Source organism: Paenibacillus sp. UNC217MF (assembly GCF_000686865.1).
Classification (GTDB): domain Bacteria; phylum Bacillota; class Bacilli; order Paenibacillales; family Paenibacillaceae; genus Paenibacillus_B; species Paenibacillus_B suaedae.
On sequence record NZ_KK366029.1, the window covers coordinates 132,719 to 149,130 of the forward strand.

A 16,412-nucleotide genomic window follows, 5' to 3' on the forward strand; every position below is an offset into this window, starting at 1 on the left:
TTATCTAACTTGCCCTGCTTATTGAGCAGTAGCGGCAGGATGGACTGATAATGATTAATTCTATGAAAAAAAGAAGCAGAATCCTCCGTGAAGTGCGTAGGAATTCTGCTTCTTGAGTTTGGGGCGCTAAGCTTACTGCTGATTCAGTACACGATACAAAATGATAGCTGCTTGTGCACGAGTGGAAGTTCCAGTCGGATTGAACGTATTGTCATCAGAACCTTTGATGAGCCCTTTGCTGACTGCATATGCAACGGCAGCCTTCGCATCTTGTGAAATACGAGACTCATCCTTGAACCCAAGTGATGCATTCGCTTGGGAGAGATCGGCCTGCAGTGCTTGCGCTAGCAAGACGACCAGCTTCTCGCGTGTGATTGGATTCCGTGCCCCAGGCTCAGCAATTCGCTGCTCCCATGTCTTGCCGCTGTTCGTCAAGCGATCAAGCAAGGAGACGAATTCAGCCTGAGTAATGACATCGTTCGGTTTGAACGTGTCTAAGCTGTCTTTACCATGCAGCAGATCATGGGCGGCGATTACTTCGATTTCATCCTTCGCCCAATGTGCAGCAATATCGCTAAATGGTCTTACATGCTCTGCGATGGTGTAGGTACCGTATTGAGTTGCTTCGAACGTGACCGATTTTTTGTCGGCCGCTTGTGTTCCTGCCAATGTGTATTTCCAAGAGTTAACCGTATCTTGCGCGAGTGCATAGACACCTGCCCTGCGAATATCCTTCGCGGCATCTGTCAGCTTGAGTGTAATTCCAAGCGTCACACTCTTCGCATCTTTAGGGCCGCGGATGGTGAGCTTTGGAGAGGTGTAGGTAGCTTCGCCGCGCTCTTTCGCGAACCCTTTATCCTTGTGGTCAGACAGGGAAAGCACAAGCTCAAGTCCGTTTGAGCCGATAAGATCAGCTGCCGATTTATTCGGGATGACAATGTCAAAATCTGTTCCAGATAGAAGCAAGTCCTTGCCTGATTCCTGTAGCTGCTTCGCAGTCGACTTGTCCAGCGTGAACGCAACTTCACCGTATCCCTTCATATTAACATCGCTAATATCGAGTCGAACTTGCTTGGCGTCTTTGTCCTGCAGCAGCTTTTTCACGGCATCTGCATTTATCGCGAACACCGCGTTTGCAACTCCATCCTTCTTCGTCTCCGTCAGTAATCCCGCCTTCAGTTGCTTGCCTGATGGAACCTGAACAGGCGCAGTTGAAGATGCAGAACCCCCTGATAAAGAAGATGAAACTGGCGGCGTTGGCCCTGGAGTCGGAGCTGGCCCTGGACTTGGATCTGGTCCTGGATCCGGCCCAGGCCCTGGATTCGGCTCGGATGGATTGGCGATTTCTATCTTAGAAGATAAGACCTTGTCTATTGGAATTAATTCGTTGTTCTCATTATACAGCTGCACATTTTCAAGGTTAAACTCATAAGTTCCTTCTTGATTGCCAGAGAAGACGAGCGTTGCAATATCGCCCTCTTTCTCAGACGCCCCCCCACTTAGGCTGACGCTGTAATTCAATCTGATCTTGCCTCCAGGTTCTTCAACTCTATCCTCTTTAATGATCAGAGGCGTACCTGGATAGTGCTTATCTTGATAAGTAGCCATCGTAACGCTTGGTTCCACACCCAACAACGTTACCTGGCTGTCATAAGTAAGACTGAATGAAGCAGAGTATACAGCTTCTGTAACGGAATAATTGATCTTGACGTCAAATGGATTTCTAGTCGGCACTTTAGAGCTGCTGCTTCCCGCATAGACGATATCTTTATTGTCGAACACGATACGCTCAGCAATATACCCAAAACCATTTTTTGCAGCGTCATATATCATTAGAATGAATTCATTGCTGCCTGGATTCAACGGAACCTCAATTGCAAATGTTCCGTCACTGTTCATCTTGCCGATATGCTGCTTGTCCAATTGATCAAATGCAACTGTGGTAATATATTCATTAATCTTGTCAGGGAATAAATCTTTGAATAAGTCCTTCGTAATTTCCCCTCGGATAAATCCCGTGCCTGGATTCTCTTGGTTCCTGATAAGAGGGGGATCATCCAGAGTAAATTCCGGTGCTTCGCGATCAATAACGAAAAATGATTTCTGGTCTTCAAGCTTCTTATCGTTGATAGATGGAGTGAACTCGTACCGCCCATCCGGCAAGGAGACAGCTTTCCCGCCTTTCCATACCGTTCCATTCCAATTCCGATATCCATAGACACCCGGCTTGTGAAGTTTGCCTTGGCTGTCATAAAAATCGCCCATGTATGTTCCATATACCGCGTCTGTTACTGAAATCTTGAAATCAGCCAGTTCTGTTGTTACATCGAAATAAGCATCTGCTGTCTGAGCAGGAGAAAATTTGCCGCCTGGTGAGAAGTACATAGGATCCGCAGTAAGGTTTGTAATTGGTGCAATTCCATAGTTATCCCCAACAAACAGGCTGACAGGAAGGTGCAGCTGGTGATGGGTTGTTTGCTCAGTTAAGATGATGCTGCCTTCATAGCTGCCGGTAGTATTTTCTGGAACCGTTACCTTAACCCCTAGGCTTCCTGAACCATTTGCAGGTACAGTTACCGTATTCGAGGTGAACTGCAGGTTGATACCTTTGCTTGTTCCGCTCCAGGAGCTGCTGATTGTATAGGTTTGATTCGTATTTGCAATATCCTTAACGACAATTTCTTTGGAGTGGGTGCCTTCTGGAACCAATCCAAAAGATACACTCCCTGTCTCATACGGGATACTTTGGCCATCGCTTGTTGCATTGGTTGTTGCTTCAACGAGAGCAATGGCTGTAGCTTGAATAACTTGATTGAGATCCACTCGTCCAGCGCCCTGTTCGGTTACGGAGTATAATTTATGATCGCGGTCTTCTATGGTTTTAGCGTTATTCATCAAGAGAGCTTTCAGTTCGTCTGTTTCTATCTTGTGATGATACTTCTCCAGCAGCAGGGCAGCGGCGCCAGCGATGTGTGGGGCGGCCATACTTGTACCATTATTAGCTTCGTAGCCTTTCGACGCATAGTCTCCATCCCACGCTGGTACGGAAGAACGTATCGCAACACCTGGAGCAGTGATGTCTGGTTTAATCATATAGTCCGGAAGAAGAGGCCCGCGGGAGCTGAAGTCCGCTAATAGATCCTCCTCTGGTACGGTATCAAAGGTAACCGTGGCTATCCCTTTATCAATGTTTCTCTTTAGTGCTTGACCCGCAGCTTGTGAGAGGGTGTAGGTAGGAACGTATTGATCTGGTAATTCAAGAGTTGCTCCCAGCTCCCCAGGTTCGTTGTTGAAAATGATAAGCGCTGCAGCTCCAGCCTTGGCTGCATTTATTGCTTTGTCCCGGAAACTAATATCGCCGCGCGAGACGAGCACAAGCTTGCCGGATGCTTTGATATATTTGTAGTCCTCAGGCTTGCCGAGGTTGGCATATACCGCCTCGAATGATGTGTTCTTATTAGTGATTTCTGGTGCATGCGTAGACAGTTTGGCGTACAGCAATTGTTGAATGCCTGGAGCCTGGAAGAAAGGTGTAATCATTGGAGGTGTAGAAGCTCCTACGGATATTGGAAGGTGAGCTCCGCCAGGCGAGCCAAGCGTTCCAGAATTAGGACCTTCGTTGCCTGCTGCCATTACAACGGTTACACCAGCGCGTACTGCATTGTTGACGGCCACTGAATCAGCCGTATAAGCGTTGTTGAATGTTCCGCCTAGCGACAGGTTGATGACGTCCATCTTATCTTTAATTGCTTTATCAATACCAGCAATAATATTCTCTGTATATCCACTGCCGTATGGTCCCAGTACCCGGTATGCATATAAGTCAGCGCCAGGAGCGATGCCTCTGACCCATCCAGTCTTTCCGTTCGGATTGTTAGGGTCGCCACGGCCCACAATCGTGCCGGCTACATGAGTTCCATGTGATGTATGGTATGGTTTTCCGTTTCTAGGCAGCTTCGAAAGATCAGGGCGGGTTTCCATCGGATCACTGTCGTTATCAACGAAGTCCCAACCACCCTTAAAGGCATCCTTTAAGCTAGGATGGTTATAATCGACACCTGTGTCTATAACCCCAACCTTAATGCCAGCACCCGTGACGCCAATGTCCCATAATACATTCGTACCAATGTAGGGAGCGCTTACATCCATAAGTGGCTTGAATACATCCCCGTCGTCAACAGGTATATTATATTCCAAGTTTGGATAGATGGCTTTCACGTTAGGAAGCTTCGCTAGGCGATCCACTTCATTAGCTGGAATGCTCACGGAATATCCATTGAGTGCGGCCGTATACTCATGGCGGATTACCGCTTTCGAGTTTATCCGGGCTTGCAATTTAAAGGTGTTTTGCTCGAGTTTAATTTTCTTTTCTTGATCGTCAGCAGAAGGAGCAGAGCTTTGCCCTTGCTCCGCTTGGGATAAGGCTACGGGTTCTGTGTTTAATTCGACGATGACGGTTATCGGCTTATTGCTGTCGGACTGAGGAACAAAGTTGTTGCCTGTTTTGGTTGGTGATTCGGGTTGGCCAGGAAGTTGGAGCTGTGGAGACAGGTTGGAATTGACCTTTGGTGTAACCTGTTCTTTCGAAGTAATTTCTTGCGCATAAGTGTGTGATGAGGCTGGGAATAGCATGGCGGCTACCATGGCGATGCTAAGGATTCCCGCTAATTTTCGACGTATCGTATGTAATTTCAAGCTGCAACCTCCCTTTTGAAATGGTTAGTGCTGTGCCTGCGCTCTATCAATGATGCAAACGATCTGAATTCAGACCCCCTTATAAAAGTAATATGACCCATATGTTTCCACTAAGGTTAGTGACTATTTTACCTCACGATTCATAGTTTAAAAATGGGTATTTTGGCCTATTAAAAGAGGTTCAATATAGAAAAATAGTATTATAGAATTTGTTATTGGGCAGAGGATTATGGTAATTTATCCCAATATACTCTTACTTGATTGGTCTACGGGCCGTACTAGATTATGGTACACTACATAGTATAGTACCATCTAAACTATTGATAGCTAAGCAAGGAGATATAGAAGATGAAGCTTATATCCTGGAACGTGAACGGGTTGCGCGCTTGCGTGAATAAAGGTTTTATGGACTACTTTCAAGAGATGGACGCAGATATTTTCTGTGTCCAAGAGACGAAACTGCAGGAAGGGCAGATTGAGCTTGATCTTGGGGAGGAATATTCGCAGTATTGGAATTATGCACTCAAGAAGGGATATTCCGGCACAGCTGTATTTACGAAGAAGAAGCCTTTGACGGTTCGCTATGGCATCGAGGAGAATGAGGAGCCGGAAGGCCGCATCATTACACTTGAATTCGGATCTTTCTTCTTAGTCAATGTGTACACGCCGAACTCGAAGCGTGATCTCTCCCGTCTGGAAGAACGACTAGAGTGGGAAGAGCGATTCCGCGGCTATTTGCAGCAGCTGGATGCGTGCAAGCCGGTCATCGTATGTGGCGACTTGAACGTTGCTCATCAAGAGATCGATTTGAAGAATCCGAAGTCAAACCAGGGCAATTCCGGATTCACAGCAGAAGAGCGGGAGAAGATGACCATCTTACAAAACGCAGGCTTCACAGATACGTTCCGGCATTTCTATCCGGATCGGACGGACGCGTACAGCTGGTGGTCGTACATGCCGAAGGTGCGTGAACGGAATATCGGGTGGCGCATTGATTACTTCCTCGTATCTTCGAGATTGAACGATTTCTTGGTAGATGCTCGTATTGACTCGGATATCTTGGGCAGTGATCATTGCCCGGTTCATTTGATAGTAGAGGATATGTAGCTGGATAACAAAAGCTAGGAGCAGGAATGAAATCATTGGAATCATAAATCAATAACAGAAGGCCGGAGACCCATACAGAGAGGGGAATCCGGCCTTCTCCTATGTTGCGTGGAGAACACGCTTCGTATATTCCTCTGGGGTAGCGCCGATGATACCCTTGAAATCCCTGATAAAGTGGGATTGATCATAGTAGCCAAGATCTATGGATAGTCTCGTCAAATCTTGATAAGAACCGTAGTCGATTGTTTCTGCGGCATCGTGCAATCGATACAGTCGAATGACCCATTTAGGCGTCACACCCACATATTGCTGGAACAGTCTTTGCAGCTTGCGCTTATTCACCTCAAATTGTTCACATACATGATCGACCTTCGTAATATGGCGATCGCCCTGAATACGGTCAATGATGCGATTGAGATAAGCCACGTTGTTGTCTCTAGCGGGAAGATGCGCTAGGAAGAAGGCTTCTGCTGCCGCGACCATATGTTCATCCTCGTCCTCGGATAGGACAGCCTGTTCAAGTAGACGCGGATCAGCTTGGAACACATCTTCAAGACGCATTGAACGGCCCGTAATCTGGGAGATGGGCAGGCCCGCGAACGGATAAAATCCTCCTGGCCTGAATTTGATGCCTAATACCTTTCCCTTGCCCTCCAGACGATGAGAATAGCAGTTCTGCGCAACTCCATAGATAGCCGTGTGACCATGCTCAATGACCATATTAACGCATGGGTTTGGAACAATCCCTTGTTCGTATGGAGGCTGATCGGTTAGATCCCAGCGAATGATCCAGAAGTGCTTAATAACATCACGCAATTGGTCATAGGGCACATGGCGCGCAAGCGTGAATTTCTGTTCGCCTTGTTTCATGTTCAAAATGCCCATGCTAGGCTTATGGATTGTGGGTTGCATAAGTACGATGCGAATCACTCCCGAAATCAAGATTGAAGGACGATGGACTTGTTGATTGAGCAAGTCCCTGTTATGTGCCAACCGTTACAACGTGCCTAATTCCAGTGGACTGTCGCGTTTTTACAATACAAGCTTAAGGGCAATATCTATAATCATAGTAGCAATAGATGGGAGTCACCGCAATGCTGCTTAGTACGGGAACGAGCAGTCAGTCATTTTGTGAAGGAGTGAAGGCAAATGGAAGCATTAAAGTATGAATTTTATATTGGAGCATCGCCTGAGATCGTATGGAATTCGATCGCGTCTCCAGAAGGAACGCGTAAAATTTTCTTCGGTTGTGTACTGAAATCGACCTTCGAAATTGGAGCTCCTTATGAATATGTAGGTCCAGGCAATGAAGGCGACGAGACGGTGCATGTGTATGGACGCATTTTGGCCTATGAACCGAACAAAGTGTTGAGCTATACAGAGCATCCGGGGCCCTCTTATCGTGAGAATCATGCGGAGCTGGAGACTCGAATTACCTTCACGATTGACGAGGTTGGCGGCTGTACACGGTTAACATTGGTCAATGACAACTGGACGGAAGGACATCCATCCTATGAGAGTACGAAGGGACATTGGTGGATGATACTAAGCAACATTAAGACATTGGCTGAAACGGGAAAGACATTGGATTTTGGCTGGTAGAATGGCAAAGAGAGTCGACGTTACGTCGGCTCTCTTTTGCTTTCCATAGGTTAGACGGATTCACTTTCCTGGTAGAGTTTTTCGATGCAATCCCAGCATATTTTCTCTGGCTTCATATTCACTTCGATGATCCATGGCTTTAATTGTTGATCAATGCCGATATCAATACCGAGCATCTTCACTCCGGGATGTCTGGTCTCAATCACTTCACTTGTACGCGCACTGATCCGATTCAATTGCTCTTTCACATTGCGCAGACTGACCCAATTGGTATGCGAGGATAATAACTTCTCAATCGACATGGAGCTTCCGCCGCTGCGAATATTTGTCACAATTTTGTTAGGATGGGCAACACGGCCGAGAATACCTTCGTTCTTCCAACTATCGTCTTCCTGCTTCCTGACCATAATGCGCAGATCGAAGGGGCGATCTTCCCATTTCATCAAATCAATTCCCTGCTGCACAATATATTTTTTGCTTGTCTTCTTCGCCAGAATGAAGGAATACAATTGTTCTTCCGAATGGAAAGTATGCTGCTTCGTTCCGTGATGGACATGGAACTGTTCTGATCCAGAGGAATCCATTGATTTGCTTACCTTCATGACCCCTTCACCGAAGGCGCCTTGATTCGGCTTCACATAGATTGTTGGGTACAGCGATAGCATGAATGATAAAGAGTCCTTATCCAGCCTCAATGTCTCTGGCAAATGCCCGCGCAGCTCATGATCCTTCATCAATGCGAGATGATGTTCCCACTTTGGTCCCTTTGGCTCGACTAGAGAATGTGTTTTAGCTGCTGTCTTTCTCGCCTTTCTCTTCATGGAGTCTGATCCTCCTCCTGTATAGGTGTTTACCCTATCCTATTCGTCTGACTGGGACCTTGCCCGTATTGTTCGCGTTTTTTTACACATTGTTGGGTAGCTGAATAAACTATGGGCAGGAAGGGGTGAGCGACTTGACGGTAATCAAGATTGCCGCGGTAGGGGATATATTGATGAAGAGTGAAATCATTGGCTCAGCGAAGCAGTCTGACGGCTATCGATTTGAACCGATTTTCGAACAAGTAGCTCCTTATATACAGGAGCATGATTTTGCGATTGGCAATTTAGAGACGACATTCTCGGGTGCAACCTGGCATGATGACGGCATCTTGAAACAGAAGGGGAGCAATCGTTGGAAGGAGCAAAGGCATCCTGTCACACGGTATCCGATCTTTAGCTGTCCAGATGAATTGGCACCTGCACTGAAGCGATCAGGATTTGATTTCTTCTCGACTGCGAACAATCATTGCATGGATGGGGGCGGGAAGGGGTTAGTCCGAACACTTGATGTTCTTGATCGTTATGAATTGAAGCACACGGGTACCTATCGTTCGAGGAGAGATGCGCACACATCCATGATCATACCTGTAAAGGGAATCAAGCTAGGCATTGCCGCGTATACGCTGGGTACAAATTCAATCCCTGTCTCGAAAGCGTGGCAGGTCAATCGCCTGAATCCGAGCAGGATGCTTGCTGATGTTAAGGCGTTGAGAGAGCAGGCAGATCTGGTCATTGCCTGTTTGCATTTCGGACAGGAATATCGAACAACGCCGACGGCAAGGCAGCGCAGGCTTATGCAATTGCTGTTCCAACACGGTGTAAATGCGGTGCTGGGTGCTCACCCACATGTCCTTCATCCCGTCATCTCCAAGAAAATGAAGGATAGGTACGGTCGCACTCGGCTCCGGGTGGCGGCTTCTTCGCTAGGAAATTTCCTGACAACGAGATTGAAGAAGAACCCGAAGACGCTGCAAGGGATGATCCTATCGTTAACGATTGAGAAGAACAAACAAGGGATTACGGATATCACTAAGATCGATCAGAGGCTGACAACCGTGCAACGAGTAGAAGATCAGGGACGAACCGTGTTCTCGATCATCCCCGATTAATGGACTGACCCCTAAAGGGTGTGCAGTTGAGGTCGAACAGTAAAATAAGAAGGGGCAATTATTGCTCCTTCATTCGTGTTACTGGGGTCATTAGCAAAGATTCTCCTGTTTTCCTTTTAATACAGCCTCTTCCCGATTGCCTACATTCAGCTTGGAATAGAGGATGGAACAATAGTTTCGTACAGTGCCTTCGCTTAAGAAGAGTTTTTTCGCGATTGACTTGTATCTAAGGCCCAATGATAGATGGTGCAATACTTGGTGTTCACGCTGTGTAAGTCTATATGGATTGTCCTGAATATGACTTGCGCTGTTTTCTATGTTGCTCGTCCTTGATTGCTTCATGCCTGCAAATACTTGCTCCGCAATGCCTTCCGCGATCCACGTCCCGCCATTGTTAATCAATTTAATGGCCTCAATCAGTTCTTTTGGATGGACGGACTTCAGCATATAGCCGTTGGCACCGTGCTTAAGGGCCGTCATCGCTTGCCCGACGTCTGGAAAAGTAGTCAGAAATGCAATCTTTAAGTCAGGCCACCGCTGCTTCATCGTTTGAAGGGCGGTAATCCCGTCCATTTTCGGCATTTTTACATCCATAAGCACAAGATCTGGACGGAAACGCTCGCACTGTTCAAGTGCTGCCCGCCCATTGGAGGCCGCCCCGACTACTTCGAATTCAGGGTGCTTGGTCAATAACACATGCAAGCTATGTAGAATCGATTCCTGATCGTCTACGATAAGAATTCGCACTGCAGCGTTCGGTGCTGGCATGATAAGAGGCGCCTTGCATATGACTACTGTACCTTCTCTAAGAACGGAATGAATAGACAGATTTCCGCCCAATGCGAGCAGGCGATCTTTCATACCCGAAAGTCCATAGCCGTATTGTACCTGCTCCATCCCTTGGCCATTGTCCTCGATATGCAGACGGAGCCATTCTTCATCGAAATATAGCGAAATATCTATGGAGGTGGCTTGTCCGTGTCGTACAGCATTCGTCAGGGCTTCTTGCAAGCATCGGTACAGGCAGTGACTGACGTGCTTCGTTACAGGACACTCTGTTCCCAACACGCGGAGTTTTACCTTGATGCCTGTCGATGTATAGAAGTCGTTGGACAGCTGATCAATCGATTCGCTTAGGGTTCCATCCTTCTGATCGGGGGATAGATCATGCAGATGCGTACGTATACCATCGAGCCCTTTGCGAGCCCGTACTATTATTTCTCCATATTGCTCGCCGTGTGATTTAGGAATGGCGGGACGCATCGATTCCAATCCCATAATGATGGATGTTAACGTGTGCCCGATTGTATCGTGAAGCTCGTGGGACAGCCTGCTCCGCTCCTCGATCAAGGTAAGCTGCTCTACTTGGGTTACATGATGCTCGAGCACGCGATTTTGCTCCTGAATGATAAGACTTTGCTTATGAGTGAGTGCCAGCAATTGAAAAGCAAAGCCTAGAAAGTAGGCTAACCCGTTGTTCGGCAGGTATCGGAGCAAAATCTCATCCATTGCTGAATTAACGGCTATGCCGAGACTAAAGGGAATACAGATCACAACCAGGGGAGCGGTCCACCATAGCGAATTGCGGCTGCTTAAGAAGCCGAATACAAAGGCAGCCATAAGAAATTGCCAAGAAGCTAAAGGCAAGTAGGCACTTATCCAAATACTGAAAACGCCGACAAGCAAGATTTCCACAAGCATGTGCCATTGTCTTCCGAAGCGCAGCAGCAATGGAAGAGGATAGACGAACAAAGCTAGCGTACAGAGCATCCACATCGCGTGAGGGAACTCTTCACGGAACGCTAGTACGATGACCGACGCGCTGAACAGCCAATAGATTCGAGTGACAAGAATCGCCCAATCGTACCACGCCCGCTGCTTCGTCCACGGTATTGCTATATTCAATGCTAGCACCTCATTTCAATAGTTCCGATAGATTCTGTAGTGTATTGATAATAACTATGACGACAGTCAAGAGGCAATTACGTCATCCATGTTACTCAGAACGGGATGATACAGCGCTTGTCACATCATGACATTTTGTCATATGAACCCCAAGTCATGCCCCTTTGCGCGAGCATATTGCCTAGTAATTTGCCATAAGTGACATTTCGTTACTACGAAATATGACATTTTTCAGATAGCTTGAGATTAATTCGCGGGCATTAAGCTTCTGAATCTACCGAGTGCATGATGTATGCCGCGATTCTACAAGAAAAGAAGAGGAGAGGATTCTATGTTATTTCAAAAATGTTTGTTGGCGAGTTTTTCTGTGCTGCTTGCAGGATCCATGCTGCTGAATACTTCGGCAGCTCGGGCACAGGATGTGAGGAACAATTGGGCTTCGACACAAGAAAGTCAAGTAAACCATCTACCAAATGAGAAGCATTCACTTGTCCAACAGACGATGGATGACCTTGTGAAGCGTAAGGAAGTTCCCGGTATCCTAGCACAGGTTGTAAAGGATGGACAGGTGTGGTCGTATGGGGCGGGCCAGGCAAGTATTTATAGTGATCGTAAGATGGATCCGGAATTCCATTACCGTATTGGCAGCATTACGAAAACGTTCGTCGCAACTGTAATGCTTCAATTGGCGGAGGAGAACAAATTGAGTCTGGATGATTCCGTGGAAAAGTGGCTTCCGGGCGTGGTTCAAGGGAATGGATATGATGGAAGCAACATTACGATTCGGCAGCTGCTGAATCATACGAGCGGAATTGCCAATTATACATCAGAAGACTTCATAAAGCGGATCGTAGTAGAGAAGCCTTATCAAACGTATTCCGCGGATGAATTGATTCGGCTTGGCTTGGAGCAGAAGCCGCTGTTCGAGCCCGGCAAGGGATGGAGCTACTCCAATACGAATTATGTATTGGCGGGAGTTATTATCCAAAAGGTTACGGGTAAAACGTACGGCGAAAATATCGAGGCACGCATAATTGCAAAATTGGGGTTGAAAGACACCTCTGTTGCTGGCACGAAGTCCTCTTTGCCAGATCCACATGCACGGGGATATATCACATTGGAAGGCAGAGGATACATCGACATCACGGAGCTCAATCCTTCATGGGGGAACGCAGCGGGCGACATGATTTCAACCGCTAAGGATCTGAATGCGTTTTTCAGTGCACTGCTAGGCGGAAAGGTGTTGTCAAAAGAATCGATGACACAAATGCTGGATGGTGTGGAAACCCCTATCGGTCGGTATGGTTTGGGTATTTATGAAGTAACGAAGCGCGCGGACGGAGAGTCGGTGTGGGGCCATAGCGGTGGCATTCATGGATTCGGTTCGCAAAGCGGGGGGACGCTTGACGGCAAACATGTCATGAGTGCTAACGTCAATATACTTCAGTTTGCAGGATCCCCGGCTAATCCCCATGACGAAATCTTTCGTGCCGAATTCAACGGTGCTGATAAACCGTAAATAATCATTGCCTTGTCCGACAAAGGGACAAAGAATACGGCCGTCTTAAAGACGGCTGTATTCTTTATATTACTATTAGCATTGGTGGAAGAAGGTTAGAATGTTTGACGATGTTAGACGTTAAATGATGGGCTGAAGATTTATGAGATTCTACTTAAGGGTTTTTCTTAATGACAATCGACAGTCTGTAATTCGCATATTGATTCAATTCCACGAGGAATGCATCCAGTTCCTCATTGGAGGAGAAGCGGCACTCCATCATATAGCAGCATTCGCCGCTAATTTTATAATTATGAAGAACATAGGTCTGCTGTGTCTCGACAAAGGACAAGAATGGGCGATGATCCGGCTGCTTTGTATAGATTTGAATAAATGCTTGTACGGGGTACCCAGCCTTAGCTTGATTCAATTGAATCGTATAGTGTTCAATAACGCCTTCGTCTTCCAGCTTCTGTACGCGATTCGCCGTTGCTTGACCTGTCATATGAATCTTCTGTCCCAGTTCCTTCATCGAAACTCGTCCATTGCGGGACAGTTCCTCAATAATGCGTTGATCCGTAGAATCCAGCATCGTAACAACCTCTTTCATTAATCAAGTATTTAACGTTTAACACTTGATTCTATATATGTCTTCCTATCTTCAATCATATTATCCTATTCATAGGAAGAGCAAAAGAGGCTTGCCACAGGAGGAGTGCAGGATGAACATTACACAGATTCGCAATGCTACGATGATTATAGAGTACGGAGGCCAGAGGCTGCTGGTTGATCCATTTTTGGCCCCTAAGGGGACTTACCCAGCATTCCCAAATACACCGCATGCGGAGCTTCGCAATCCGCTTGTTGAGCTGCCGACTCCTATTGATGAGATCATTCAAGTGGATGCCGTCATTGTGACGCATCTTCATCTTGATCATTTCGACGACACGGCAAAATCGGTGTTGCCTAAGGAGATTCGCATTATTGCCCAAAACGAGCAGGATGCTCAATCGATTCGCGATGCGGGCTTCCATCATGTCGAGGCGATGAATGAACATACCTCCGTAGGAGGAGTTTGTTTGCAGCGCACAGCTGGTCGGCATGGCACTGGAGAAATTGGAGAGCGGATGGGCAGGGTATCCGGCTTCGTCTTGTCGCATCCGACAGAGAAGACCTTGTATGTCGCGGGAGATACGATCTGGTGCGATGAGGTGGACGCTGCAATTCAACAGCACAAGCCTGAAGTGATTGTAGTAAACGGTGGTGCAGCTCAATTCCTTATCGGTGACCCGATTCTCATGACTAAGGAAGATATTTATCGGACGCATCAGGCATCGCCGGAATCCATCATTATTTCATCGCATATGGAGGCGGTGAATCACTGCTTGCTGTCGAGGCAGGAGTTGCGTAGTTATGCTCAAGAGAAAGGGATTGCGGAGCAAATCCTCGTTCCGGAAGATGGCCAGGTCATAACGTTGTGAAGTATATGATGATGTTATCGTGAGAGATTGAGAAATAATAATACTACAGAAGCTGCCGAATGGTTCGGCAGCTTTTTCGATTTTCTATACGTAAAATGGCGGTGGTGGTATCATTTTTATAGTCTATTTAGGTAAAAAGGGAAATTGTAATGATTTGTACCGCTCACGGGAGGGATTACATAAATGTACCGCATCTTAATAGTAGAAGACGATGAGAAGATCGCCTCCGTCATACAAAGGAATTTAGAAAAATATCATTTTGAAGCATTGTGCGCTTCACATTTTCGAGATTTGATGTCCGAACTGACCGCTTTTGATCCTCATTTGGTACTGCTCGATATTAATTTGCCGTATTTTGACGGCTATTATTGGTGCAGGCAGATTCGTGCCCGATCCAATCTACCGATCATGTTCATTTCGGCGAGAGAAGGGGAGATGGATCAAGTAATGGCCATTGAGAATGGCGGTGATGATTATATTACAAAGCCAATCATGCTCGATTTGCTGGTTGCCAAGGTGCGCAGCGTACTGCGCAGAGTATATGGGGATTACGCCGCCGTATCGGAGCTTCCCCCGCCGCCGGAACCGGACATAGTCGCGGAAGGATTAACATTAAGCCTTAGTCGCAATGAGCTTATATGGCAGCAGAGGAAAATCGAGCTGACGAAGAACGAGCAGCTATTAGCCGAAAGCCTGCTCGTACATTGTGGTACTGCCGTGACCCGAGATCAGTTGCTGGAAACGCTGTGGGACGATACTCAATTTGTTGACGACAATACATTGACGGTAAACGTGAAGAGACTGCGCAATAAGCTGGGAGAACTCGGTTTGCCGGATGCGATTCGTACGGTCAGAGGGATAGGATATAAGCTGGTGCTCGGCGAGGAAAGCGAGAGTCAGAAGGGGGAGCATGTTTATGAATAAGTCCCCCATAGTGTTTGTTCGGGATCGGCTGCTGTATCTGCTTGCGAGCGCCCTAATTATTGTGCTTGGGATCAGCCTGATGCTTCTGAAGCAGGCGCGTTATCCGGAAGCAATGGATGACGGCACAATCGTTTATTTCATCGTGCTTTCACTATTATTTCTAATCCTATGGATAGTCGTAGATTATTTTCGGCAGAAAAACTATTACAAGGAACTGATGCAAGCATGCACAGATTCCGGAGACGTGAACGTCGCTGTGCTCGTTCAGTCTCCCGTCACAAGGGAGCAGATGCTCGTTGCGGACGTGCTGGAGCGCCAATATCGTATCTATTTGAATGAGCTTGGAAACTACCACCGCCAGCAGGAGATGCATAATCATTTCGTGCTTCAATGGGTGCATCAGATGAAAACTCCGATATCGGCGGCGGACATGCTGTGCCAGGAGGCAATACAGCAGATTCCGGTATCCACGGGGGAGCAGAAGCAGTTCGCTGCCAGCATTCAGGAGGAGACAGATCGCATGTCCCGCAGCTTGGAGCTGCTGTTGTATACAGCACGACTCGATAAGTTCGAAATGGATCTCCATATACGAAGAATATCTCTGCATGATCTTGTTCGTTCGGTGGTGAACGGACATAAGCGTCTATGCATTCGCCATTCTACCTTTCCGCTGATCGAGGGTGAGGCTTGGGTGGAAACGGATGAAAAATGGATGCGAGTTGTATTGAATCAATTCGTCAGCAATGCAATCAAATACAGCAAGGGCAAGCCGGGGGTGAAGCAGCTTCGCTTCCGCATAACGAATGACGATAGCGGCAAGTGCCGCTTAAGCATAACGGATGAGGGAACCGGAATTCCGTCGCACGATCTGCCTCGCATATTCGATCCATTCTTCACGGGGGAGAATGGAAGGGCACTTGGGGAATCGACGGGAATGGGGCTGTATGTAGCCAAGGAAGTATGCGGCCGGTTAGGCCACGGATTGTCGGCGTCTTCAGAGCTTCATGCAGGGACAACGATGACGGTGACGTTTCAAGCAAGGGGCATCCATTTACTTGAACGGCGCTGATGCTGACTGATGCTCAACTAAGCTCTGCAAGGTGACAATCTTGTAAGGTTGCTTAGTACCGCAATGTCACTTAAATCGATGGGATGCGTACGGTGGCAGGGCTATACTTGCGTTGTTGTGATACATCAAGAGATTGTGCAGGGGAGGACCGGAGTGATGAGTACTATCAATCGGCGAGGAAATAAGGAAACCCTCAGGGTG

At 47.2% G+C, this 16,412-nt stretch carries 12 protein-coding genes; 7 read left to right on the plus strand and 5 right to left on the minus strand.

Annotated elements, in window-relative coordinates:
• Nucleotides 1–132 precede the first annotated feature (132 nt).
• On the minus strand, nt 133–4,695 hold the full coding sequence (locus BP95_RS34335) for a S8 family serine peptidase (RefSeq protein ID WP_028533495.1): 4,563 nt from the start codon (nt 4,693–4,695) through the stop codon (nt 133–135).
• Nucleotides 4,696–5,043: 348 nt separating this feature from the next.
• Here BP95_RS34335 and BP95_RS0124945 point away from each other — a divergent pair, with 348 nt between their 5' ends.
• Nucleotides 5,044–5,802, plus strand: coding sequence for an exodeoxyribonuclease III (locus BP95_RS0124945; protein WP_028533496.1), 759 nt, complete (start codon nt 5,044–5,046; stop codon nt 5,800–5,802).
• Nucleotides 5,803–5,901: 99 nt separating this feature from the next.
• On the opposite strand, the gene BP95_RS0124950 is transcribed toward BP95_RS0124945, so the two are convergent.
• Nucleotides 5,902–6,672, minus strand: a complete 771-nt coding sequence (locus BP95_RS0124950; RefSeq protein ID WP_231515194.1) for an AraC family transcriptional regulator — start codon at nt 6,670–6,672, stop codon at nt 5,902–5,904.
• Between the two features lie 279 nt (nt 6,673–6,951).
• Here BP95_RS0124950 and BP95_RS0124955 point away from each other — a divergent pair, with 279 nt between their 5' ends.
• On the plus strand, nt 6,952–7,404 hold the full coding sequence (locus BP95_RS0124955) for an SRPBCC family protein (RefSeq protein WP_028533498.1): 453 nt from the start codon (nt 6,952–6,954) through the stop codon (nt 7,402–7,404).
• A gap of 50 nt (nt 7,405–7,454) precedes the next feature.
• On the opposite strand, the gene BP95_RS0124960 is transcribed toward BP95_RS0124955, so the two are convergent.
• On the minus strand, nt 7,455–8,225 hold the full coding sequence (locus tag BP95_RS0124960; RefSeq protein ID WP_028533499.1) for a YheC/YheD family protein: 771 nt from the start codon (nt 8,223–8,225) through the stop codon (nt 7,455–7,457).
• 134 nt (nt 8,226–8,359) lie between these two features.
• Between BP95_RS0124960 and BP95_RS31350 the strand changes: the two genes are divergently transcribed.
• Entirely contained in the window at nt 8,360–9,334 is a 975-nt protein-coding gene (locus BP95_RS31350) for a CapA family protein (protein WP_021252746.1), read from the plus strand.
• Between the two features lie 90 nt (nt 9,335–9,424).
• Here the strand turns inward: BP95_RS31350 and BP95_RS0124970 are convergent, their stop codons facing one another.
• A complete protein-coding gene (locus tag BP95_RS0124970) occupies nt 9,425–11,239 on the minus strand; it encodes a helix-turn-helix transcriptional regulator (protein ID WP_021252745.1) in 1,815 nt (604 codons plus the stop codon).
• A gap of 331 nt (nt 11,240–11,570) precedes the next feature.
• On the opposite strand from BP95_RS0124970, the gene BP95_RS0124975 reads away from it, so the two are divergent.
• On the plus strand, nt 11,571–12,758 hold the full coding sequence (locus BP95_RS0124975; RefSeq protein WP_021252744.1) for a serine hydrolase domain-containing protein: 1,188 nt from the start codon (nt 11,571–11,573) through the stop codon (nt 12,756–12,758).
• 154 nt (nt 12,759–12,912) lie between these two features.
• Here the strand turns inward: BP95_RS0124975 and BP95_RS0124980 are convergent, their stop codons facing one another.
• A complete protein-coding gene (locus BP95_RS0124980) occupies nt 12,913–13,329 on the minus strand; it encodes an Lrp/AsnC family transcriptional regulator (RefSeq protein ID WP_021252743.1) in 417 nt (138 codons plus the stop codon).
• 130 nt (nt 13,330–13,459) lie between these two features.
• Here BP95_RS0124980 and BP95_RS0124985 point away from each other — a divergent pair, with 130 nt between their 5' ends.
• From BP95_RS0124985 to BP95_RS0124995, 3 genes are all read left to right on the plus strand, one after another.
• A complete protein-coding gene (locus tag BP95_RS0124985) occupies nt 13,460–14,218 on the plus strand; it encodes an MBL fold metallo-hydrolase (protein WP_021252742.1) in 759 nt (252 codons plus the stop codon).
• A 183-nt stretch (nt 14,219–14,401) separates the two neighbouring features.
• Complete coding sequence (locus tag BP95_RS0124990) at nt 14,402–15,142, plus strand: response regulator transcription factor (protein ID WP_028533500.1); 741 nt, start codon at nt 14,402–14,404, stop codon at nt 15,140–15,142.
• On the plus strand, nt 15,135–16,211 hold the full coding sequence (locus BP95_RS0124995; RefSeq protein ID WP_028533501.1) for a sensor histidine kinase: 1,077 nt from the start codon (nt 15,135–15,137) through the stop codon (nt 16,209–16,211). Before BP95_RS0124990 ends, BP95_RS0124995 begins: the two co-directional genes overlap by 8 nt.
• Nucleotides 16,212–16,412 lie beyond the last annotated feature (201 nt).